Annotated in this window: 21 protein-coding genes; 19 read left to right on the top strand and 2 right to left on the bottom strand. The window is 61.8% G+C overall.

The window, feature by feature from the left end; all coding sequences use genetic code 11:
- Positions 1–218: 218 nt before the first annotated feature.
- The gene (locus tag ACSQ8R_RS29590; RefSeq protein WP_436256897.1) at positions 219–1,616 is read right to left on the bottom strand and encodes an MFS transporter; all 1,398 of its coding nucleotides are present in this window, start codon (positions 1,614–1,616) and stop codon (positions 219–221) included.
- A gap of 129 nt (positions 1,617–1,745) precedes the next feature.
- On the opposite strand from ACSQ8R_RS29590, the gene ACSQ8R_RS29585 reads away from it, so the two are divergent.
- From ACSQ8R_RS29585 to ACSQ8R_RS29530, 12 genes are all read left to right on the top strand, one after another.
- Positions 1,746–2,708 carry a LysR family transcriptional regulator gene (locus ACSQ8R_RS29585; protein ID WP_436256896.1) on the top strand — a complete coding sequence of 321 codons (963 nt, stop codon included), beginning with the start codon at positions 1,746–1,748 and terminating at the stop codon, positions 2,706–2,708.
- 459 nt (positions 2,709–3,167) lie between these two features.
- Positions 3,168–4,760 carry a gamma-glutamyltransferase gene (ggt, locus tag ACSQ8R_RS29580; RefSeq protein WP_436256895.1) on the top strand — a complete coding sequence of 531 codons (1,593 nt, stop codon included), beginning with the start codon at positions 3,168–3,170 and terminating at the stop codon, positions 4,758–4,760.
- A gap of 562 nt (positions 4,761–5,322) precedes the next feature.
- Positions 5,323–6,291, top strand: coding sequence for a prolyl aminopeptidase (gene pip / locus ACSQ8R_RS29575; RefSeq protein WP_436256894.1), 969 nt, complete (start codon positions 5,323–5,325; stop codon positions 6,289–6,291).
- Positions 6,292–6,295: 4 nt separating this feature from the next.
- Positions 6,296–8,104 (top strand): S9 family peptidase, encoded by a 1,809-nt coding sequence (locus ACSQ8R_RS29570; protein ID WP_436256893.1) that lies wholly within the window; start codon positions 6,296–6,298, stop codon positions 8,102–8,104.
- Between the two features lie 25 nt (positions 8,105–8,129).
- Complete coding sequence (locus ACSQ8R_RS29565) at positions 8,130–9,560, top strand: M20 family metallopeptidase (protein ID WP_436256892.1); 1,431 nt, start codon at positions 8,130–8,132, stop codon at positions 9,558–9,560.
- Between the two features lie 79 nt (positions 9,561–9,639).
- Positions 9,640–11,250, top strand: a complete 1,611-nt coding sequence (locus ACSQ8R_RS29560) for an ABC transporter substrate-binding protein (protein WP_436256891.1) — start codon at positions 9,640–9,642, stop codon at positions 11,248–11,250.
- A gap of 15 nt (positions 11,251–11,265) precedes the next feature.
- Positions 11,266–12,342, top strand: coding sequence for an ABC transporter permease (locus ACSQ8R_RS29555; RefSeq protein ID WP_436256890.1), 1,077 nt, complete (start codon positions 11,266–11,268; stop codon positions 12,340–12,342).
- 7 nt (positions 12,343–12,349) lie between these two features.
- Entirely contained in the window at positions 12,350–13,291 is a 942-nt protein-coding gene (gene nikC / locus ACSQ8R_RS29550) for a nickel transporter permease (protein ID WP_436256889.1), read from the top strand.
- Positions 13,284–14,150, top strand: a complete 867-nt coding sequence (locus ACSQ8R_RS29545) for an ABC transporter ATP-binding protein (RefSeq protein WP_436256888.1) — start codon at positions 13,284–13,286, stop codon at positions 14,148–14,150. Before nikC ends, ACSQ8R_RS29545 begins: the two co-directional genes overlap by 8 nt.
- On the top strand, positions 14,147–14,932 hold the full coding sequence (locus tag ACSQ8R_RS29540; RefSeq protein ID WP_436256887.1) for an ABC transporter ATP-binding protein: 786 nt from the start codon (positions 14,147–14,149) through the stop codon (positions 14,930–14,932). The genes ACSQ8R_RS29545 and ACSQ8R_RS29540 overlap by 4 nt, the downstream gene beginning before the upstream one ends.
- Entirely contained in the window at positions 14,929–15,966 is a 1,038-nt protein-coding gene (locus tag ACSQ8R_RS29535; protein ID WP_436256886.1) for a serine hydrolase domain-containing protein, read from the top strand. The genes ACSQ8R_RS29540 and ACSQ8R_RS29535 overlap by 4 nt, the downstream gene beginning before the upstream one ends.
- 90 nt (positions 15,967–16,056) lie before the next feature.
- The gene (locus ACSQ8R_RS29530; protein WP_436256885.1) at positions 16,057–17,415 is read left to right on the top strand and encodes an MmgE/PrpD family protein; all 1,359 of its coding nucleotides are present in this window, start codon (positions 16,057–16,059) and stop codon (positions 17,413–17,415) included.
- 29 nt (positions 17,416–17,444) lie between these two features.
- On the opposite strand, the gene ACSQ8R_RS29525 is transcribed toward ACSQ8R_RS29530, so the two are convergent.
- Positions 17,445–18,362 carry a LysR family transcriptional regulator gene (locus tag ACSQ8R_RS29525; RefSeq protein WP_436256884.1) on the bottom strand — a complete coding sequence of 306 codons (918 nt, stop codon included), beginning with the start codon at positions 18,360–18,362 and terminating at the stop codon, positions 17,445–17,447.
- A gap of 524 nt (positions 18,363–18,886) precedes the next feature.
- On the opposite strand from ACSQ8R_RS29525, the gene modA reads away from it, so the two are divergent.
- From modA to ACSQ8R_RS29490, 7 genes are all read left to right on the top strand, one after another.
- On the top strand, positions 18,887–19,687 hold the full coding sequence (gene modA, locus ACSQ8R_RS29520) for a molybdate ABC transporter substrate-binding protein (RefSeq protein ID WP_436256883.1): 801 nt from the start codon (positions 18,887–18,889) through the stop codon (positions 19,685–19,687).
- A gap of 291 nt (positions 19,688–19,978) precedes the next feature.
- Complete coding sequence (locus ACSQ8R_RS29515; protein WP_436256882.1) at positions 19,979–20,209, top strand: hypothetical protein; 231 nt, start codon at positions 19,979–19,981, stop codon at positions 20,207–20,209.
- A gap of 96 nt (positions 20,210–20,305) precedes the next feature.
- Complete coding sequence (locus ACSQ8R_RS29510; RefSeq protein ID WP_436256881.1) at positions 20,306–20,533, top strand: hypothetical protein; 228 nt, start codon at positions 20,306–20,308, stop codon at positions 20,531–20,533.
- 213 nt (positions 20,534–20,746) lie between these two features.
- Entirely contained in the window at positions 20,747–21,448 is a 702-nt protein-coding gene (gene modB / locus ACSQ8R_RS29505) for a molybdate ABC transporter permease subunit (RefSeq protein ID WP_436256880.1), read from the top strand.
- Positions 21,445–22,506 carry a molybdenum ABC transporter ATP-binding protein gene (modC, locus tag ACSQ8R_RS29500; protein ID WP_436256879.1) on the top strand — a complete coding sequence of 354 codons (1,062 nt, stop codon included), beginning with the start codon at positions 21,445–21,447 and terminating at the stop codon, positions 22,504–22,506. The genes modB and modC overlap by 4 nt, the downstream gene beginning before the upstream one ends.
- 74 nt (positions 22,507–22,580) lie before the next feature.
- On the top strand, positions 22,581–22,829 hold the full coding sequence (locus ACSQ8R_RS29495) for a BrnT family toxin (RefSeq protein ID WP_436256878.1): 249 nt from the start codon (positions 22,581–22,583) through the stop codon (positions 22,827–22,829).
- A complete protein-coding gene (locus ACSQ8R_RS29490; RefSeq protein WP_436256877.1) occupies positions 22,826–23,146 on the top strand; it encodes a BrnA antitoxin family protein in 321 nt (106 codons plus the stop codon). The genes ACSQ8R_RS29495 and ACSQ8R_RS29490 overlap by 4 nt, the downstream gene beginning before the upstream one ends.
- Positions 23,147–23,378 lie beyond the last annotated feature (232 nt).

The raw sequence follows: 23,378 nt of genomic DNA, 5'->3' as shown, positions 1-23,378 counted from the left end.
TGTGGAAGCTAATAGGAATGGGGAGATGCGGCAATATAGTTTGATATCAAATTATATTGCTCCGTCTCATTGTCCGACAAAGCCGGGCGGACTGCAAGCCAAGCGATGGACATGCCCTGTCGCGCGGACGATCTGCTGTTGGGCCGGGATATCCGAAAAAGAAACCCGCGCCGGGTGGTAGCGCGGGTGAAGAGCAGGACTCCGGTTTACGGGCAGATCTATTCGGCGGCCTGGTACCGGTCGACTGCTGGCGAAGGTTTCGGCCCGAGCGCTGCGATCAGCGTGATCACCACCGCGAGCGTCGCGACAAAGGCGACGGCGGCGGAATAGGGTTCCCAGCCGAAGCTGGGAGCGCCGCCGAACACGGCAGACGTTGCCGCCAGCACCACGCCGCCGCCGATCTGGAAGGCGGCGAAGAACATGCCGGAGGCAAGCCCCGATTTATCCTCCTCGATATCGGCCAGCGCCGCGACCTGGATCGACGGGAAGGTCATGGCATAACCGAGGCCGAGCGGAATCTGCGAGAGCACGACGAGCAGGATCGGGTCGATATGGCCGACCGACAGGACCCAGAAGATGTAGCTTATCGCCTGCAACGCGACGCCCGCCGTCATGAAGCCGGTCGTGCGGCGATTCTGGGCAAGCGTCGCGAAACGAGGGGCCAGGAACATCACGAAGGCGCCGGCGCCAGCAAAGCAGAAGCCGGTTACAAAGGCCGACCAGCCGTAGACGGCCTGATAATAGAGCGTTGCGGTGAACTGGAAGCCGATATAGGCGCCCTGATAGAGGAAACCGACAATATTGGCATGGGTAAGTCTGGCGCGGCGGAACATCGCGAGCGGCATCATCGGGTCCTTATGGCGGGCTTCGATGGCGAGGAAGGCGAGGATCAGCACGACTGCGGCCACCAGCGAGCCCCAGGTGAGGAGGTCGGCCCAGCCGGCCGAGGCCGCATTGGTGATGCCGAACACGAAGAGCAGCAGGCCGGGAGTGATGGTGATCGCGCCGGCCCAGTCGAAGCCGGGGCGCGGCCCGGTGCGGCGTGCGTCGAGCGGCAAGGCTATCGGCGCAAGGAGCAGGGTCAGGATCGCGACCGGCGCCCCCATTACCAGCGTTGCCCGCCAGCTGATCAGGGTCGCAGCGCCGCCGAGCACCATGCCGAGCACAAAGCCGGCCGCCCCGGTGGAGGCGAAGAGGCCAAGCGCCTTGGCGCGCTGCGGCCCTTCGCCGAACACCGCCAGCAGGAGTGCCAGCGCTGCGGGTGCCGTGAAGGCAGCGGCGATTCCCTTGACGAGGCGGGCGGCGATCAGCGTCGGGCCGCTATCGACGAAACCGCCGGCGATGCTGGCCGCCGCAAAGATCGCCAACGACCAGAGGAACACGCGACGATGCCCAAAAATGTCGGCAACGCGACCGCCGAGCAGCAAAAAGCCGCCGTAACCGAGCACATAGGCGCTGACCGCCCATTGCAGGGAGGTTGGCTGCATGCCGAGTTCGGCCTGGATGGCGGGAAGTGCGACGCCGATGGTGGAGACATCCATCGCGTCGAGGAAGTTGGCGGTGCAGAGCAGCAGCAATGCGAGCCCTGCAACCCCTCGGAATTGAGGATTGCTCATGGGATTCTAATCCTTGTTCATGCTGCCCCCGGAGCGGGGAGGTCGAACCGGGCCGGCAGAGGATCGAGAAATTGTCCATCTTCGAGACCCATTGCAAATTGATAATTACCATGGCAGGTATTGCTGGCGATGATGAATGATGCGACCCTTCGAAAGATTGACCTCAACCTGCTTCTGGCCTTCGCGGTGTTGATGCGGGAACGGAACGTCAGTCGCGCCGCCGAACGCCTGTTGCTCGGGCAGCCAGGTTTGTCGGCTGCGCTGAAACGGCTGCGCGAGGCGTTGGACGACGAACTGTTCGTACGCGTCGGACGCGGCCTGCAGCCGACGCCCCGGGCGCTGGCGATCGCGCCCGTCATCGAGGATGCACTTTCGAACATCGAACGAGCGATCCGGCCGCCGGCCGAATTCGATCCCCGAAACTGGGAAGGCGAGTTCCGCATCGGCATGTGCGACAATCTCGAATCGGCTTTCTTCGGCCCGCTGGCCGCCCGTCTGCTGCAGCTGTCGCCCGGTTCGCGGCTGATCGGCGTCGCCTGGGACCGGCGTGACGTTTCGCGCATGCTGGATGACGGTGCGTTTGATTTCAGCGTCGCGGTGCATGGCGAACCGCCCTCCTGGCACGTCCGCGCGCCGCTCTTCAACCAGTCGTCCGTCTGCGTCTACGACCCCGTCCAAATCAAACTCAAGGCGCCGCTCGCCCTCGACGACTACGCCGATGCGCCGCATGTGGCCGTCTCCTTTGAGGGCAATCCCTCGACCAGCATCGACGCTGTGCTCGCCCGTCACGGGAAAACCCGCAATGTCGTGGCGACTGTGCCGCGTTTTTCGGCGCTGCCGACGGCACTTCGGGCGATGCCGGCCATCGCCACCATTCCGGAATCGATCGCCCGCTGCATGGCCCAACTCCACAATCTAACGATCGACCTGCTGCCGATCGACCTGCCCGCTGAGCCGGTGAGCATGCTCTACCGGCGTGTCGACCATGCGGACAGCCGTGCCTCATGGTTCCGCGCCCTCTTCGTGGAGGTCGCCGGCGCGGCGCTCGAAGCCTCCGGCTGCAAGATGGGAATTTCGCGGATCGCAGCTTAAGCCCGAGCCGGCGAATATCGCGATGATGGACGCGAGGGTTCCTGACATTCAGGGAGGGCAATCCACGCAATGCCCTGGCAATTTCATGCCCGCCTCCCGCCATTCGAAATGGCACGTGGGAGGCGGGCGTCAGGTTTGATGCATGATCACCCTATCAGGGCGGTCACGAAGGCGACCGCATAAAAGCCTATGATGATCAGGCATGCGGCGGCCAGCAGGAAGGCTGGAATACTGTTCATGACATCCTTTCCATGCCAGCCGCCGTCAACGCCCGGCAAGCCCGGAATAGCCCTTTGAACCGGTTTACGGTCCGCAAAGGTTAACGATTTCCTGCCCTATATTAGGGACTTAAAAATAAAGAACTCACGGCTTGATGCCGGGCGCCCGGCATGGTCTGTTGAGTGAAAATCTGTGCCGCTACAGGGTCTTGAGCCCGATTTTTCCAGCGATGAGAGTGACATGAGAGACTTCGAATTACCGGGCCGTTCGCTCGCCGTGGGCCGCACCGCGATGGCCGCAACTTCACAGCCGCTGGCCACGCTCACCGCCATCGACATCCTGCGCAATGGCGGCAATGCCGTGGATGCGGCGGTCGCCGCCTGCGCCGTGCAATGCGTGGTGGAGGCCGGTTCGACCGGGATCGGCGGCGATTGCTTCGCTCTTCTGTCGCTCGGCGGCACGGACGAGGTGCTGGCCTATAATGGGTCAGGCCGCGCCCCGGCTGCCGCAACCGTCGAACATCTCCGTTCGCTCGGCGTGACCAGCCTCACCCGCACCTCGCCGCATACGATCACCGTGCCGGGCGCGGTGGATGCCTGGACGCGGCTGGTTGCCGATCACGGCCGTTTGAAGATGGCTGATATCCTCGCTCCGGCGATCAAGCTGGCGCGCGATGGATACGTCCTGCCTCCGCGCACGGCGCACGACCTTGCCGCCCAGGCGGACGTCCTGAAGGGCGATCCAGCTGCGAGCCGCGTTTTCCTCGTCGATGGCAAAGCGCCGCCGGCAGGCACGATCCAGCACCAGAAGCAACTCGCCGATACGCTCGAAGCCATCGGCCGGGAGGGCAGGGATGCCTTCTATCGCGGCCCGATTGCTGAAGGCATGGTGAGCTACCTCAACGGCATCGGGGCGCTGCATACGCTGGAGGATTTCGCCAACGCCCGTGGCGAATACGTGAAGCCGATCAAGACGACATTCCGTGGCCACGAAATTCACGAATGCCCGCCGAACGGCCAGGGCATCATCGCGTTGATGATCCTCAACATCCTGTCGCATTTTCCTGGCAAAGGCGATCCGCTGGCGCCTGAACGCCTGCATATCGAGGTCGAGGCGACGCGTCTCGCCTATGCCGCGCGCAACCGTTTTCTTGCCGATCCGGCCAAGGTCGACGTGCCGGTCGATTACCTGCTCTCGGACGAACTCGCAACTGAATTGGCCGGTATGATCGATCCCGAAAAAGCGATCGAGAACCTGCCGCCCTTCGATGAAGTGCCGCACAAGGACACGATCTATCTCTCGGTCGTCGATAGCGACCGTAATGCGATCAGCTTCATCAACTCGATCTTCTTCGTTTACGGCAGCGGCCACATGGACCCCAAGAGCGGGGTGATGTTCCACAACCGGGGTTTCAGCTTCTCGCTCGATCCAGACCATCCGAACGCGATTGCGCCGGGCAAGCGACCGATGCACACGATCATCCCCGGCATGGTGACGAAGGATGGCCGCGCTATCATGCCCTTCGGCGTCATGGGCGGCCAGTATCAGGCGATGGGCCACGCCCATTTCCTCTCAAAAGTCTTCGACTACGGCATGGACCTCCAGAGCGCCATCGACCTGCCGCGACTTTTCCCGCTGCCAGGCACCAACCAGGTCGAGATGGAAGCCCGGCTGCGCAACACGATCGGCCCGGAGTTCACCAAGCGCGGTTTCGAGGTGAAGGCGCCGGAGTCGGCCATGGGCGGCGCCCAGGCGATCTGGATCGACTGGGAAACAGGCGTGCTGAAGGGTGGCTCCGACCCCCGCAAGGATGGCATGGCTCTCGGCATCTGAGCTGTCCGTTCAATTTGGTAGGTGACCCTGCCCAGCGAAATGACATTGTCGTCGCGGCAAAGCTCGGCCTTGGGCGGAATCGGTTTTTTCGAAATTCTGCACGGAATAGGAGCTTACTATCGGCATCACACGGGAAATCCACGGCGCCATCCCCCATAAACCTAAAGGCACTCCGAGAGGCGGACGCTCTAAAAGATGAGCGAACGACTGCTCCGTAAGCAGATTCGGAAAGATGTGTTGTTACGGACTTTGCTGGCTACGCTATGCCTGGCGACGATCGGCGGTTCTTCTAATCTAATGATGGAAATCAGAGGTGGGCGGGATGAATTCGCCGATGTCTGGCCCAATTTCCGCCTCAAGCGATCACGGCCAGGTTCCGTCCAACAGAGAATTGAATTGCCTGTGCCAGCCGTTTCTTTGAGCTAAAATCCAAAAACTATTCGGATTTGGAATGGGCTATCTTGTTTTCTCATTAGACAGGAAGGCCGTAATCGCCCCACAATGCACATAACATTGGCATGCCTGCAAAATAGGCAGAAAGTGTTGCGCTTGGAGTGGGCGAATGCAGTCGCAGCAGCAGGGTGAACGGAGCTTCTATCTCCCGGTGGACGAGGTTCGGAGCCTCTATGTCGAGGAACATGGCGATCCTGAGGGTATCCCTGTCGTTGTTCTTCACGGCGGGCCAGGTGCTGGCATTTCCCTGAAGCAGGTCGAAACCTTTGACCGCTCTACGTTTCGGATCGTTATCTTCGACCAGCGCGGCGCCGGCCGGTCGACGCCGCATGCGGATCTCGACGGCAACACTACGACGGCCCTGGTCGCCGACATGGAATTGCTGCGAGACCACCTCGGCATCGACAGATGGCTGGTTTCCGGCGGATCCTGGGGCAGCTGCCTAGCGCTGGCCTATGGGGAGGCGTATCCCGACCGCTGCCTCGGCTTTCGCCTTCACGGCATTTTCCTCGCCGGCAAGGAGGATATCGACTGGTGGTTCAATGGTGTGCGGGCCATCTTTCCCGATCAGTGGGAGGAATTTGCGGCCTTCATTCCCGAAGCCGAGCGTGGCAATCTCCTGTCGGCCTACTACCGGCGGCTGACCAGCGGCAATGCCCATGAAGAGGTGGCCGCGGCGCTCAGCCTGCGAGGCTTTTCCGCCAAGACCCAGACATTTCTGCCGGACCCCGGCCATGTCGCAGCCCTGATGGAGCCGACTGCCGCGCTCGCCGTTGCCCGGCTGTTTACGCACTACTGCATGCACGGCGCGTTTCTCGCTCCGGGCCAGTTGCTTCGCGATATCGGCCGGATCTGCCACCTGCCCTGCGAGATCGTCCAGGGACGGTATGATACGGTGACCCCGATGGCGTCCGCGTGGCAGCTCTATCGGGCCTGGCCGGAAGCCGGCTTCTCGATCGTCACGGAAGCCAATCATCAATCGACCAAAGGTCCGCTTTTCGAAGAGTTGAAAAATGCCTCCGAGCGTCTGCGCGGCAAGCTTGTCGCGGTCAATGCGCTTGAAAGCCGGAGGGTGTGATCGGATGACGTCGCCGTTTAAGGCTGAAGCCATCGCTCCGTTCCTGGAGATCCAGTCCGTAAAATCGCCGGCCGTGTCGCCCGACGGCCAATGGCTTGCCTATCTCTCGAATGCCACCGGCTTCAGCCAGCTGTGGGTCAGGCCATTCGCCGGCGGGCCGGCACGGCAGGTTACCGCCATGCCCGAACCGATCGGCGCATTCGCCTTCAATCCGAAGGGACCGGGAATCCTCTTCACCATGGATTGCGGCGGTGACGAGCGACATCAGCTCTGGCTTTTGCCGGACATCGAAGCCCAACCCGTCGCGCTGACGCAGGCGCCGGGCGTCGTGCATATCTGGGGCACCTGGTCTCCGGAGGGTGAGCGGATCGCCTATGCGTCCAACGCTCGTTCCCCTTATGACATGGACATCCACGTCATGAATGTGACGACGCGCGAGGCGTCGACAGTCTTTGCCGGCATCGGCATGCGCGAGGCACTTGCCTTCTTCCCCGACGGAAACGCTTTGCTGGTGCGGGAATCGCTACGCTCCGGCAACGACCAGGACATGTATCGGCTGGAGATTGCCAGCGGCGAACTAACGCCGATCATGCCGCATGCCGGGAAAGCCCGTTATCTTGCGGCACGGCTGTTCAAGGACGGCAGCGGCGGCCTTACTGTCTGTGACCAAGGCAACGATTTCATGGCCATTCGCCGGTTTGCTGCCGACGATGGCAGCGTCGCACCCTTGGTCGAGCTCTCCGACCGCAATATCGAAGCCGTGGCCCTGTCGCCCGACCAGCAGCGCCTCGCCTACGTCTCCAACGAAGACGGCTGGAGCTGCATCGGCCTGTGCAACCGCGAGGGCAGCGATATGCGGTCATTCGACGGGCAAGCGGTCGGGGTCATCACCTCCGTCGCATTCACGCCGGACGGCCATTCGCTGGTCTTCCCGCTTGAAGGGGCGGCGACACCGCCGGGCATCTGGAGGCTAGATCTGGTCAGCGGGCGTTTCGAGCTGATGGTCGCTTCCGACACATTGGGGCTGGACGTCGGATCCTTCCGGGAGCCGGTGGTCGAACGCTTTGCAAGTTTCGACGGACGGCTGATACCGGCCTTCGTCTACACACCATCCTCGCCGGCGCCTGCCGCCGGTTACCCTGTTCTTTTCATCGTTCATGGCGGGCCGGAAATGCAGTGGAGGCCGGATTTCCGCGCCGACGTCCAGTTTCTCGTTTCGCAAGGTGTCATGGTGGTGGCACCAAACGTGCGCGGCAGCACCGGCTATGGTCGTGCCTTCCACGAGCTCGACGACCGCGAAAAGCGTCTGGATTCGGTTGCAGACCTGCGGGCGATCCGGCTCGCCATCGGGGCGCGAGCGGATGTGGATGACAGCCGTATCGGCGTGTTCGGCCGCTCCTATGGCGGCTTCATGGTTCTGTCGGCGCTGACCGAAGATCCCGAACTCTGGAAACTCGGCGTGGATTTCTACGGGGTCGGGAACTTCCTGACCCATCTTCTTGCGACCGGCCCTTGGGGCCGGCAGCAGCGGGCCGCCGAATATGGCGAACCGTCCGTCATGCGCGAGGCTTTGGAGCGGTTTTCGCCGATCAACCGGATTGCCCGGATGAAGGCGCCGCTTCTGATCGTTCACGCCAACCGCGACCCCCGCGTGCCGATGGGGCAGAGCGAAGACGTCTATTCGTGCCTGAGCGGTCTCGGCCACGATTGCGAATACCTGCGCATCGACCACGAGGGCCATGGCTTTGCGCGCAGGGAAAACCGCTTGAAGGCGTTTTCCGCATTTGCCCGTTTCCTTGAAAATCACCTTTGACATCAAGCCGTATGGAGACTTCGAAATGCAGAATAGCGAGCGAATCTGGGATCTGGTGGACGAGCACAGGGCGGAATTCGTCGCCCTAAGCGACCGTGTCTGGGGCATGCCGGAAATCGCCTATACGGAATACGCCTCGGTTGCCCAACACGCCGCCATGCTCCGGGAACAGGGCTTTCGCGTCACCGAAAACGTCGCGGGCATCCCCACCGCGGTGATGGGCGAGGCAGGCGAGGGCGGGCCGATCATCGCCATTCTCGGCGAATACGATGCGCTGCCGGGCCTGAGCCAGGAGGCCGGCATCGCAGAACCGAAGCCTTTGCCCGGCAACGGTCACGGGCATGGCTGCGGCCATAATCTGCTCGGCTCCGCAGCGATGCTGGCCGCGACGGCGATCAAGGACTGGCTGGCCCAGTCCGGCAAGCCTGGCCGGGTGCGCTATTATGGCTGCCCGGCGGAGGAGGGCGGAGCGGCGAAGTCGTTCATGGCGCGCGAAGGCGCGTTCGACGGCGTCGACGCGGCCATCACCTGGCATCCGAGCGCCTTTACCGAGGTCGCCAAAGCCTTGTCGCTCGCCAATACCCGGATGGATTTTCGCTTCACTGGCCGATCCTCGCACGCTGCCGCGGCGCCGCATCTCGGTCGCTCCGCGCTGGATGCCGTCGAACTGATGAATGTCGGGGTCAATTACCTGCGCGAACACGTGCCGGATTCCAGCCGTATCCATTATGCCATGCTCGATTCTGGCGGGATTGCCCCGAACGTCGTGCAGGCAAAGTCGGCGGTGCGGTATGCGATCCGCTCGCGGGACCTCAAAGGCATGCTGGATCTCAACGAGCGGGTCAAACAGGTGGCGCTGGGCGCGGCAATGATGACCGGAACGACGGTCGATATCTCCATCATGAGTGCGGTTTCCAACCTGTTGGCCAACCGCCCGTTGGAAGAGGTGATGCAGCGCAATCTGGATCGGCTCGGGCCTGTCCCTTTCGATGCAGAAGACAAGGCGTTTGCGGCACAGATCCAGGCAACGCTCAGCGAGGAGGATATCGACAACGCCTATCTTCGCGTCGGCCTGCCGCGCAAGGAGGAAACCCCGCTCTGCGACTTCATCGTGCCGCTGGATGTCGATGGCGAACCGATGATCGGGTCGACGGATGTCGGCGATGTCAGTTGGTTGATGCCGACCGTGCAGGCGCATGCCGCGACTATCGCCATCGGTACGCCTGGCCATTCCTGGCAGGTGACGGCGCAGGGCAAGACGGCTGCTGCCCATAAAGGCATGACCCATGCCGCGAAAATGATGGCCGGCACCGCCATCGATCTTCTCAGCGACAGCCAGTTACTGGCTGCGGCCAAGGCGGACCATCAGGCGCGTTTGGGCAAGACTTCTTACGTTTGCCCGATCCCGCCGGACGTCAACCCGCCGCTGCAGCCGCGTCCGAAGGAGGCCGCCTGACCCTTGAAGACCGGGGGCGGTCCAGCCCCCGGCCCAGATCAGAGCTTTGAAAGTCACAAAAATAAAGGGAACGAAAAGCATGATTACCAGAAGCATTTCCAAGATCGGTTATATTGCTGCCGCCGCGGCCCTGTCGGCCTCGATCAGCCTGCCGGCGCGGGCTGCAACGCCGGACACGGCGCTTGTCATGGCGTGGAATATCGATGCCATCAGCACCTTCGATCCGGCGCAGATCGGCGAAGTCGTGACCAGCGAGCTGATGCAGAATACCTGCGATTCCCTGGTGGATTTCGAACCGAAGGACGAGTCCAAGGCCTTACCGCTTCTCGCGAAGAGCTGGGATGTGTCCGAAGACCGCAAGCAGATCACCTTCCATCTCAATACCGGCCTGAAATTCCCAGGCGGCGCCCCGGCGACGGCGAAGGAATTGGCCTGGTCGATGCAGCGCGTCGTGCTGCTCGGTTACGGCAATGCCGCAACGCTGACCGAATACGGCTTCAGCAAGGACAACGTGAAGGAACGTATCACCGCCACCGACGACAACACGCTCGTGTTGTCGCTGGATAGTCCCTATCCGACCAACCTCATCCTGCAGGCCATCGGCGCCAATCGCGTGTCGGCGCTCCTCGACCAGAAGACGCTGATCTCGAAGGAGATCAATGGCGACATGGGCAACAAATACCTCGCCACCAACACGGCCTGCGTCGGTCCCTACAAATTGGTGCAGTGGAACTCCGGAGAGTCCATCGTGCTGCAGGCGAACGAGGACTATTACGGCGCCAAGCCGAAGCTGAAGCGCATCCTGATCCGTCACGTCGCCGAGCCCGGCACGCAGCGCCTGCTGTTGACCCAGGGCGATATCGATATTGCCCGCGACCTGTCGCCCGACGATCTTGCCGATCTCGACGGCAAGTCTGGCTTGAAGGTTGAGCGCGTGCTGAAGCCCCAGCTGTTTTTCTGGACCTTCAACGCCGCCGACCCGATCTTCAAGAACGAAAAAGTGCGTCTGGCGATGCGTTACCTGATCGATTACGACGGTCTTGCCAAGTCGGTCATGACCTATCTCGGCGTGCCGCGGGCAAGCTTTGCCCAGCTCGGCGCCACCGGGGCTCTCGATGCCAAGGAAGGCCAGCCGTTCAAGCTCGATATCGAGAAGGCCAAGGCGCTGCTGACCGAGGCTGGTTATCCGGATGGCTTCGAAGCGAACGTGCTGATCGGCACCTTGCCGCATTCGGCACCGATCGCCCAGAGCATCCAGCAGAATGCTTCCAAGGTCGGCGTCAAGCTCAACCTCGAGCGGATGGCCAATGCCCAGCTCTTTGCCCGTATCCGTGGCCGCGAGTTCCAGACCGGCATGCTGGCCTGGCAGACCGGCGTCCCGGATGCGCACGGCAATGCCTCGCGTCTGGTCTATAATCCCGACAACCGCCCGGAAGCCAAGCTGACTCAGATCCCGGCCTGGCGCTCCGCCTACCAGAACGAGGACTTCAACAAGCGGGTGAAGGCAGCACTTCTGGAAGGCGACCCGGCCAAGCGCAACGAACTTTATTACGCGCTGCAGAAGGACGTTATGCAGCAGGGGCCGATGGCCATCATGTTCCAGATGTACAACACCGTCGGCATGAGCGGTAAGGTCAAGGATTGGACCTGGAACGGCTTTCGCGTCTACTACAACCTCGTCTCCAAATAAGGGAGACAGGCGTTCATGACGGACCCCACCTTCTCGGTTCCCCGCAGCGATGCGGGGAACGTGGCCAGGCCGAACCCGGCATTCGCCTTGCTGAGCATTCTCGGCAGGACGCTATTGCCGGTGTTCGTGACACTGTTCGGCCTCGCGGCCCTGACATTCTTCATCGGCAGGATGCTGCCGATCGATCCCGTCGCTTCCATCCTCGGCGACAATGCCACGCAGGACGCCTATGAGAAGATGTCTCGCGCGCTCGGCATGGACAAGCCGCTCTGGTACCAGTTCGGCGTCTATGTGAAGGGTATCCTATCGTTCGATTTCGGCGACGCGCTGACCACGGGCAAACCCGTGATGCAAGACATCGCCCGCGTGTTTCCGGCCACCATCGAGCTTGCCACGCTGGCAATCGTCATCGGCACGGGGCTTGGCATCCCCGCCGGCGTGCTGTCGGCCATGTACCGCAATTCCTGGCTCGACAATGCCATCCGCTTCACGGGCCTGATCGGCTATTCGGCGCCGAATTTCTGGCTCGGCCTGATGGGACTGGTGCTGTTCTACGCCACGCTCGGCTGGATCGGCGGGCCGGGGCGTATCGATTTCATCTATGAGTTCGATCTCGAGCCGGTTACCGGTTTCCATCTGATCGACAGCGCACTTGCCGGCAACTGGGAGATATTCCGCAACGTCTTCGGCCATATCATCCTGCCTGCCTCGATCCTCGGCTTCGGCGCGCTTGCCTATATCAGCCGCATGACGCGCAGCTTCATGATCGAGCAGCTGGCGCAGGAATATATCGTCACGGCCCGCGTCAAGGGCCTGTCCTGGGCACGCACCGTCTGGGTCCACGCGTTCCGCAACGTCGCGGTTCAGGTGCTCACCGTCGTAGCGCTGTCTTATGCCTTCCTGCTCGAGGGTGCCGTGCTGACCGAAACGGTATTCGCCTGGCCTGGCTTCGGCCGCTATCTCACCAATGCACTCCTCGTCGGCGACATGAATGCCGTCGTCGGTTGCTCGCTTCTGGTCGGCGTCATCTTCGTGACCCTCAACCTCATCTGCGACCTCCTCTATCGCGTCTTCGACCCCAGAACCCGGTGAGGCAGCCATGACAGACAAATCCCTTTCCCGGACCGCAAAGATCGCCGCTTCGTCCGGTAGCCTCGGTCTCTGGCTGCGGGCGCCGGTTCCGACTTCGCCCTTTCATGCCCGCATGCAGCAGCTTTGGCTGCAATGGCAGCGGCTGCGGTCCAACGCGTCGGCGCTGTTCGGCCTTTGCGTCGTCGTCGTCATGCTTTTAGCGGCACTGCTGGCGCCCATTCTGGCGACGCATGACATTTACGATCAGAACCTTGCGGCGCGGCTGCTGGCGCCCTCCTTCCAGCATTGGCTCGGCACCGACGAACTCGGTCGCGACGTCTATAGCCGTCTGCTTTTCGGTGCCCGCATCACTCTCTACATCGCGCTTCTGACGACCGTCATCGTCGCGCCGATCGGGCTCATCGTCGGCACCACGGCAGGTTATCTCGGCGGCTGGGTCGATACGGTGCTGATGCGCATCGTCGATGTGTTTCTGGCCTTCCCGAACCTCATCCTGGCGCTGGCCTTCGTCGCAGCTCTCGGACCGGGCATCCAGAATGCCATCATTGCCATCTCGCTCGCCTCCTGGCCGCCGATCGCCCGCCTGGCGCGCGCCGAGACGCTGACGATCCGCAAGTCCGATTATATCGCCGCCATGCGTCTCCAGGGCGCTTCCAGCGCGCGGATCATCATCGGACACATCATGCCCATGTGCATTCCGTCGGTAGTGGTGCGCGTCACGCTCAACATGGCAGCCATCATTCTGACCGCCGCCGGGCTTGGCTTTCTCGGGCTTGGCGCCCAGCCGCCAAGCCCGGAATGGGGCACGATGCTGTCCTCGGGCCGCGAATTCGTGATGACCAGCTGGTGGATCGCTGCCATTCCCGGCACCGCCATCCTTCTGACCAGCCTCGCCTTCAATCTTCTCGGCGACGGCCTGCGCGACATACTGGATCCCCGCCATGGATAAGCCGCTCATCGACATCAAGGACCTGGGAATCCGCTTTCACGGCGGGCAGCGCAGCCATGATGCCGTGCGCGGCGTCTCGTTCACCATCGGCCGCGAAAAGGTTGGCATTGTCGGCGAATCCGGATCGGGAAAATCGCTGACCGGCCGGTCGCTCCTGAAGCTGACCCCGAAGGGGGCGGAGATCAGCGCAACGCATATGCGCTTCAAGGATATCGACCTTCTGTCTGCCAGCGAACGGGAGATGCGCAAGATCCGCGGCAACCATATTTCGATGATCCTGCAGGATCCGAAATATTCGCTCAACCCGCTGATGCTCATCGGCAACCAGATTGTCGAAGCCTATCGCCTGCATCACAAGGCGCGGCCGGCCGAGGCGAAGGCAAAAGCGCTGGCCATGCTCGAAGCGGTCCAGATCCGCGATCCGGACCGAGTGTTCAAGCTCTTCCCGCACGAAGTGTCGGGCGGTATGGGGCAGCGTATCATGATCGCCATGATGCTGATCCCAGAGCCCGATCTGATCATCGCCGACGAACCGACCTCCGCTCTCGATGTGACGGTGCGCCGACAGGTTCTGACCATTCTCGACGAACTGGTCACCCGCCGTGGCACCGGCCTGATGTTCATCAGCCACGATCTCAATCTGGTCGCCAGCTTCTGCGATCGGGTTCTGGTCATGTATGCCGGCCGGATCATGGAGGATCTGCCGGCGAGCGAACTGCACAACGCCCGGCACCCCTACACGCAGTCCCTGCTCGAAAGTCTGCCGCGGCTCGATGTCGCCGTCGAGAACCTCACGGTGCCGGTGCGGGACCCAAGCTGGCTCGACGGCCCCGTCTATCGCAATGGAGCGCTCGCATGAAACCGACGAGACCGCTTATCGAGGCCATTGGTCTTTCGATCAGTTTTGGCGCGAAACATGCCCGCACCCGCGTCGTGGACGACGTATCGTTCCGGATCAACAAGGGTGAGGCCTATGGCCTGATCGGCGAATCCGGTTGCGGCAAGTCGACGATCCTGCGGGCCCTGAGCGGGCTCAACGGCGACTATTTCGGCGCGCTGACGCTCGCCGACAAGGAACTGCCAAAGGCGCGGAGCAAGGATTTCTTCCGCCGCGTGCAGATGGTTTTCCAGGACCCCTATGGCAGCCTCCACCCCCGCAAGATCGTCGAAAAGGTTCTGGCCGAACCGCTCGCCATCCACGGCATCGACCGGGCCCCGGAGCGCATCGCCGAAACGCTCGATGCCGTAGGGCTCGGGCCGTCCTTCCGCTATCGTTACCCGCACGAGCTTTCCGGTGGTCAGCGCCAGCGCGTTGCGATCGCCCGGGCACTGATCACCGAGCCGGAAGTCCTGCTGCTCGACGAACCGACCTCGGCGCTCGACGTCTCGGTGCAGGCGGAAATCCTCAATCTCCTGAGGCGGCTGCGGATCGAGCGTAACCTTACCTACCTCATGGTGTCGCACGACCTCGCCGTCATCGCCCATATCTGCGAGCGCGCGGGCATGATGTACAAGGGCAAGATCATCGAGGAACTGACCTCGCATCAGATCCGCCAGTCGCAGGCCAAGGAAGACTATACCCGCGAGTTCCTGCAGGCCACGATCGAGGCCGCCGCGAGGCGCGACGAGGCGGTGGCATGACCGTACTCCAGGCTTATCCCATCGACAGCGCCGGCGAGCCCTCCGGGGTGTGGGAGCATTTCGCCACGCCGCGCGACGCAGGTTTCCACGCCGCCGGGCTCGAAAAGCTGCGCGCCGTCGCGGCGTTGCAGGCCACCGATATGTTGCTGGTCATCCGTCATGGCAAAGTGGCTTTTACTCTCGGTGATCCGACGAAGAAATTCCTGTGTCATTCGATCCGCAAGAGCTTTCTGGCGGCGTTGATCGGCGCTGAGGTCGAGAACGGCCGGATCGATCTGTCGAGCACCATGGAAAGTCTGGGTATCGATGACCGAGACGGGCTGAGCGAGGTCGAAAGGCAGGCGACAGTCTATGATCTGCTGACGGCGCGCTCGGGCATATACCATCCGGCCGGATATGAGACGCCCTGGATGCGCCGGATCAAGGAGCGACGTCATGCCCACGCGCCGGGCACCTTCTGGTGCTACAACAACTGGGATTTCAACGCGCTCGGAACGATTTTCGAAACGCTGACGGGCGAAAGCGTTCACCAGGTTTTTGCCCGGCGGATTGCCGGTCCCACCGGTATGCAGGACTTTTCGCTTGCTGACGGGCAATCCGGAGGCCGGCCCGACGGCTGGCACGAGAGCTTCGACATCAGCGATCACCGCGCCTATCCCTTCCGCATGTCCAGCCGGGATCTGGCCCGCTTCGGACAGCTTTTTCTGCGCCACGGCGTCTGGAATTCGGCGCAGGTGTTGCCGATCGGCTGGGTGCAGGAATGCGTTATGCCCTATTCGCATGCAGGGACGCATGGCGCCTACGGTTACATGTGGTGGCTCGAACGGGACGGCATTTTCCTGCCGGGCGTGGTGACGCCAAAGGGCAGCTATGCCGCAATGGGGGCCGGCGGACACTATTGCCTTGTGGTGCCCGCCCTCGACATGGTCGTCGTCCATCGCGTCGATACGGAAATAACAGGACGCCAAGTCAGCGCGTTCGGCATGGGCAGGTTGCTGCGGCAACTGCTCGCGGCGGTGGACCAGCCTTCTTGAACGACGGCCGAAATCCAGGTCAGCGACCGCGCTTGTCAGGAGGCGCGAACGTGGCCGCGTGTCTTTCCATCAAGAGCCAGCGAGTTTCCCATGAGAACCGTTATTGAGACTATCGCAGACTGGTGTGCCGCCCCGCCGGCGATCTCCGGCAACGCGCGCCGGCTTGCGCATCAGGCTATCGCAGACACGATTGCTTGTCTGTATGCCGGTCGTGCCGACAAGAGCACGCTTTCCGTCGCGCTGGCCTTCGGCCGGCGACCGGACGGTGAGACACCGCTCGTCACCGGCGGACGTCAGTCGGCATCGGTCGCAGCGCTGGTCAACGGCACCGCAGCACATGCCCTCGATTACGACGATAATTTCCGTCCCGGCATGAGCCACGCCTCGGCCGTCATCGTGCCGGCGCTCCTGGCCGTCGCCGATGGGTTGAGCGTCAGCGGGCGCGCGCTGACGGATGCGTATCTCGCTGCTCTCCAGGCACAGGCCTTCGTCGGCAGCGGCGTCGCCGGATCGCATTATACTGCCGGATGGCACGGGACGTCGACGGTCGGCAGTATAGGCACCGCAGCCGGCGTCGCCAAGCTTCTGGGAATGGACGCGGACGGAATTGCACGGGCGCTGTCGCTGGGCGCCAGCATGGCTTCGGGGACGAAGGGGCAGTTCGGCACCCCGGCAAAGCCCTTCCATGCCGGGATGGCGGCCCGCAATGCCGTGGAGGCTGCGATTCTTGCCGCGACGGGGCTCCAGGGGCGTCTCGACATTCTCGAAGGCCCGCAAGGCTTCCTGGAAATGTTCGGTGGCGAGGCGCCGAAGGGCTATGATATCGCGGACATTTCAGGCACACGCGAGCATACGATCGAGACGGTCGGCGTCATGCCGAAACTGCATCCATGCTGTGGCTCGACGCATCTGATCGTTGATGCGGCCCTCGATCTGATGAAGGACGTCCCGATCGACCCGGATGCGATCGTATCCGCCGAATGCCATGTCGGGGTTGCCAACTATCGCAATCTTGCCTATCCGCATCCCCGTGACGAGATGGAAGCCCGCTTCTCCATGCAATATTGCCTGGCCCTGGCATTCCGCCACAAGAGCCTGTCACTGCTCGACTTCACCCCCGCAAGTGTCGGCGTCGTGACGAAAGACCCGCTCCTTGCGAAGATATCGATGACTCATTACAGCGCCGCGGAAGAAGCAAGTGCGATGAGCTACCTGCCGCACCGCTTGCGGATCACGCTCCGCGATGGCCAGGAGTATGTGGTGGAGCGCAGCTTTGCACGCGGCGGCCTGGCCGAGCCGTTTTCGGACGATGACCGCAGGACGAAGTTTGCAGACTGCCTGGAAGGTGTTGCAAACCCTATGTCCGTCTATGCCGCTCTCGCTGCCCTGGACGAGCAGCCGGACCTTGCGTTTCTGGCCCCCGTTTTCGACGGCGGCGCCAGGAAATGACCGGGACCTAGCCAGGAAGGGTCCGCAGTCTAGCGGTTGGCTTGCAGTGCGATCTCTTCCGCCTGTCTCCAGAACTGACCGGCGCGCTTGCCGCGCAGGCGATAGGAGCGGTAGAGCCTGATTTCGACTTCGATATCGAAGGAGGGATCGGCCGCCCGGACGAGTTGACCGGTCTGCAGTTCCTGAATGGCCAGGCTTTCCGGGATCCACGCCACTCCGTGGCCAGACACGGCCATCGCTTTCAACGCCGCCGACATCGCATTTTCGTAGACCGTATTGAACCGGAGCGCCTTCTTGTCGAAGACGGCATTGGGCAAGGCCTGCGCGAAAAACGAATTGTCCCGGTAGCTGAGGTAGTCGATCAGCCTACCATCGGATTGCACGCCATGCAGCGGATCGCCATTCTCGGCCGGTGCGGACACGGCGATCACCTGCTCGGCTCCAAGCGTCAGATAGTCGTGTTCGGAAAGGTCCCGCATCGCCGGAACAGAATCGTGGGCGTAGATCAGCAGGAAGTCGCACTCGTTGCGGAACAGTGTCGCGACATTGTTGGAAAAGGAAGAATAGGCTTCGGTGAAGCGTGTCCGGAACGGTCCTCCCAGCGCCTCGACCTTTTCCATCCAGGCCGGGAAGAATGTCAGCACGAGGGTACTCATCGTGGCAAAGGAGAGGACCTCCTCCGTCAAGCCGTGCGCTTCGATCGTATCTTCGCGCAAGGCGCAGAGCATGTCGACGCTTTTGCGCGCTTTCGGCAAAAAGCTGTAGCCCGCCGGCGTCAGCTTGACCGGATAGGTCGAACGGTCGATCAGCGGCAGGCCCACCCATTGTTCGAGCTGCCGGATACGGCGGCTGAGCGCCGACTGGGTGATGTTTCGGTCATGGGCCGCAAGCGTGAAGTTCATGAAACGCGCCAGGCTGACGAAGTCTTGAAGCCACTTCAGTTCCATCCAGCTTCTCCAGCCATTCGCAGTATCTTTAAACGGTCTTGACCGGGAGCAACGAGGCCAAGCTGCAACTTCTTCGCTTTCTCCTTCCGACAATGACGATAACGGGTGCGACCAGTGATGTCGATTCCAGCGCAGTTCTTCGGTCGGGATCTTGGGATGAAGGTCGGAACTGCCCTCGAACTTGAGAAGCCGTGAGCGTCTATCTTGATCCACGAGATGCAGGGAATGACATCGGGTCGCGGCTCCTCGGACGGATGGAGCAGGACGGTGATGTCAGGTTAATCTGGATGAGTGCGCATCCGGCGGGGCTGGGGTGATCAAGCGGCAATTCCGGTCACGTCCTTCGAATGTGCGGTCGCCCTGAGTTCTCCGAGGCCCGTTTCGAAGTGGCTGGTGTGATGCGCACCTCACAGAATTCGATGGTTTTTCGTTGAAACTGACGTGAGACAATATCTAACGCTGGTCAAAACCTCGCAGGCGAGATATCCGAAGAAATATCTCGCTTAAGGATCGGAGAGGAAATCATGAACTTTAATCGTCATTTCTGGATCAGGCTCGCGGTAACCTCGGCGGCAGCCGCGTTCGTATCGCTCGCCTCCTTTGCCGTTCCCGCCGCGGCACAGGAAAAAGTCACCGTCTTCGCGGCAGCCAGCATGAAGAACGCGCTCGACAACGCCAACAAGGGGTGGGCCGCCCAGGGTGGCGGGCAAGTCACCGTTTCCTACGCGGCAAGTTCGGCGCTCGCCAAGCAGATCGAAAGCGGCGCGCCTGCCGATATCTTCATTTCGGCCGATCTCGACTGGATGAAGTATCTCTCCGACAGGAAACTCGTCAGGGAAGACACCAGGTTCGACTGGCTCGGCAACAGCATCGTGCTGGTTGCCGCCAAGGATGCCGCCAAGCCGGTCGACATCCGGCCGGGCTTCGATCTCGCGGGTCTGCTGAAAGGCGGCAGGCTCGCCATGGGGGAGCCGAATTCGGTTCCGGCAGGCAAGTACGGCAAGGCGTCGCTCGAAAAACTTGGGCTCTGGTCGTCGGTTGAAAAGAACGTAGCAACCGCCGAAAGCGTCAGGGCGGCACTCGCGTTCGTCTCGCGCGGCGAAGCGCCTTACGGCATCGTCTACCAGACGGACGCAGCCGCCGATCCAGGCGTTGCCGTCGTCGGCACGTTCCCAGCCGCTACCCACCCGCCGATCATCTATCCAATCGCCATCCTGTCGGAATCGAAGTCCACGGATGCGGCCGCCTATCTCGATTATCTGAAATCGGCCAAGGCAGCGCCGTTTTTCGAAAAGGAAGGTTTTACGGTTCTGAAACAACCGTAAGCAGGCCGCCGAGGGGGCATCGAAACGCCGCCTTTTTGGCTGCGTTTCGCTTGCCGCCGGGTCGTTCTCAAGAGGGAGCCTGCCCGCTCAGCCTGGCCCGAATTTCCATTTCAACCGACCTCACGCGATTGTTTGTTCTTGAATCCCGAACATTCCGTTTGGAAATCCTGCCCTAGCGACCTCGATCAGGCTCCCCATTTCAATGACCGGAAGCAAACAGTGCGCTTCCCAATACCAGTTCGCGGACGCCGGCTCCCAAACGGCTCCGTCCATCAATTAAGGAATACGACAATGAAAACCGTTCTCTCCACACTTGCCGCAGCCATGATCGCCTCGGCTTCCTTCGCCGGCGTCGCCCTTGCTGAAGGCGATTATTATCAGGGTGCGACCAAGGGACAGGCAGCGGTGCAGACCAACGACAAGATCGACAACCTCAGCACCGGCAGCATCGATCAGGTCCGTGCCAGCGACAATCGCGGCGACCAGCCGATCTTCAAGCATGAAAGCCGCGACAACCGCTAACCGGCGCTGACCGCAGCTCATTCAAGATACCGGACATCGTCCGCCAGGCAGGTCGCAAACTTGAGCCCCGGACGAACTCTGAAAAGGACTAGGACAATGAAGACTTCCATCTCTGCTATCGCCGCCATGATCGCCGCCGCTTCCTTCGCAGGTTCGGCTGCCGCCGAGGGCGACTACTACGAAGGCACCTCGAAGACGCATGTTTCCGCCCGGGTCAGCGACGGCAATGTAGACGGCGTCCATACCGGCAGCATCCAGATCCGTGACAACGATCGCCAGGAAGGCCAGTCGATCTTCGGCAACACGACCCGCGACAACCGTTAAACCGTCGCGCATGAGAACCGAGGCTCCAGGGGCCTTCGTTCAGCAAACCATCTTGTAAATGCGATGGTGTAGGGAGAGCAGCGGTAGTCCCGGCGCTCTCCCACCGCCTTTCCGGAACCCTCCAGTAACTTTTCCGGCAGGACCTAGCCATCGGACCTGTATCGATATATCCAATGCGATATATTGCGTTGCGGCTACGGATGGGATCGACGTTTGGACTGGCTGGCATTGAGCGACGAGGAATGGACCGCGATCAGGCTCAGCCTGAAGGTTTCTGCCGTCGCGATGATCGTCAGCCTGCCGTTCGGCATTATCGTCGCCTACCTGCTCGCGCGCGGAAAGTTCTGGGGCAAGTCGATCCTGAACGGCATCGTCCACCTGCCGCTCATCCTGCCGCCGGTCGTCACCGGTTTTCTGCTGTTGATACTGTTCGGGCGACGAGGCGTCATCGGTGCCTTCCTCAACGAATATCTCGGCATCGTTCTCTCCTTTCGCTGGACGGGCGCAGCACTTGCCTGCGGCGTCATGGGCTTCCCGCTGATGGTGCGCTCCATCCGGTTGTCGATCGAGTCCGTCGACCGCAAGCTGGAAGAGGCGGCCGGCACGCTGGGCGCGGGACCGGCCTGGGTCTTCATGACCGTGACGTTGCCGCTCATCCTGCCGGGCGTGATCGCCGGCATGATTCTCGCATTCGCAAAGGCGATGGGCGAGTTCGGCGCGACGATTACCTTCGTCTCCAACATTCCCGGTGAAACTCAGACCCTTTCGGCGGCGATCTATACGTTCACGCAGGTCCCGGGCGGCGACGCCGGCGCGATGCGGTTGACGCTGGTCGCGATCGCCATCTCGTTTGCCGCGCTGCTCGCCTCGGAGTTCCTGGCCTATCTGATCGGCAAGAGGGTCCATATCGAATGACCCTCATCGTCAACGCACGGCAGACGCTGGGAGAGTTTGTCCTTGATGCGGGCTTCACCTCGGATGGCGGCGTGACCGCTCTGTTCGGGCCTTCGGGCTCCGGCAAGACGTCGCTGGTGCGGGTGATCGCGGGACTGTCGAAGCCGGATCACGGGCGGTTGGTGGTCGATGGCGAAACGCTGCTCGACACCGAAAGCCGCATTTTCGTGCCGAAGCATAAACGGCGTTTCGGCTACGTCTTCCAGGAGAGCCGGCTTTTCCCTCACTTCTCGGTGCGCCAGAACCTCGCCTATGGCCGCTGGTTCGCGCCCAAGGCAAAGCGGCCGGAAGATTTCGATCGGATTGTCGAACTGCTGGGCATCGGCCTGTTGCTCGACCGCCGGCCGGGAAAGCTTTCGGGTGGCGAAAAACAGCGCGTCGCGATCGGTCGGGCGCTGCTCTCCGCTCCGCGTCTTCTTCTGATGGACGAGCCGCTTGCCGCACTCGACGACCAGCGCAAGGCCGAAATCCTGCCCTATCTCGAACGCCTTCGCGACGAAACTTCGACGCCGATCGTCTATGTCAGCCATTCGGTCTCGGAAGTGGCGCGGCTCGCCGACAACGTGGTGATGATGAAGGACGGCCGGGTCGAGGCCGTCGGCACGCCCTCGGAAGTCCTTTCAATGCCATCGACGGAACGCCGCGATGCCGGGGTCGTGCTGACCGGCATGGTCGAGACGATCGACATTCCGCACCGGTTGGCGAGGATCCGGCTTTCGAATGCGCAGCTCGTCGTGCCGAATGCGCGGGTCGAAGAGGGGAGAGACGTCCGGGTGCATATCCCCGAACGCGACGTCATGGTGGCCACCCGGCGGCCGGAGGGCCTGAGCGCCCTCAACATCCTCGAAGGCGCGATTGCCGCGATCGAGCCGGACGGCGACGGCATGGTCCGCATCCGCATCCTCTGCGGCGAGGACACGGTGCTCGCCCGCATCACCGCGCTTTCGGCGGAACGCCTCGACCTGACGCTCGAAAAACCGGTATTTGCGGTGATCAAGACGGTGGCTCTGGAGCGGTAAACTCGTTCTTGGCACAATGTGGTACGTACGAATGATTTCTTGCTTAGCCACTCGCATTATCGTACATACATTTAATGAAGATCACTTGGGACGAGCCCAAGCGCCGGAACAATCTGGCCAAGCACGGATTGGACTTTGCCGATCTTTCGCTTGAGTTCTTTCAGTCGTCTAAGATCGGATCTGCCAAGCAGGATCGCTTCAAGGCGATTGGAGAACTGAACGGCCGGATCATCATTGCGGTCGTCTTTCGACCGCTCGGTTCGCAAGCGCTGTCGGTGATCTCCATGCGCCCGGCGAGCCGCAAGGAAAGGAGGTTCCCATGAGTACTAAATTCTCTTCGAAAAGGTCACTCACCGACGAGGAAGAGGCCGAAATCCAGCGGATGATTGCTTCCGATCCGGAAAATCGCGAGTGGGCGGAAGACGATTTGAAGAATGCCAAGCCCTTTCGTGAGGTCTTTCCTGATCTCGCGGCCAGCATCGACCGGGAGATCGCAAGGCGCGGTCGTCCGCCCATGCAGAAGAGCAAGCAACCAGTCACGATCCGACTGGATCCCGATCTGGTCGAACACTACAAGGCGACTGGCAAGGGCTGGCAATCCCGCATGAACCAGGATCTGCGGAAAGCTGCCGGGATATAACCGAGGTCATCCGGGAGCGATCTGCAGCCCGCCCTTGCTGCATCGCGGCACATCTGATTCCAATGTCTCGATGGAGACTTGCGAACTGCCCCAAACAAATTTTGCACACGCGTACATTTTGTCATCCGGCTGTTAAGGAGGGCCGCTAGACCGCTTCCTGTTGATGATCTTCAGCGCTTCCGCAGTCCCGGCCGATAGGCCTCTCAGGGTTCGGAAGAAGCCATTTCGCTCT

Source organism: Neorhizobium sp. LjRoot104, from assembly GCF_964253725.1.
GTDB lineage: Bacteria > Pseudomonadota > Alphaproteobacteria > Rhizobiales > Rhizobiaceae > Neorhizobium.
The sequence above is the reverse complement of the archived record's forward strand: the minus strand, read 5'-3'. Positions and strand labels throughout refer to the sequence as shown.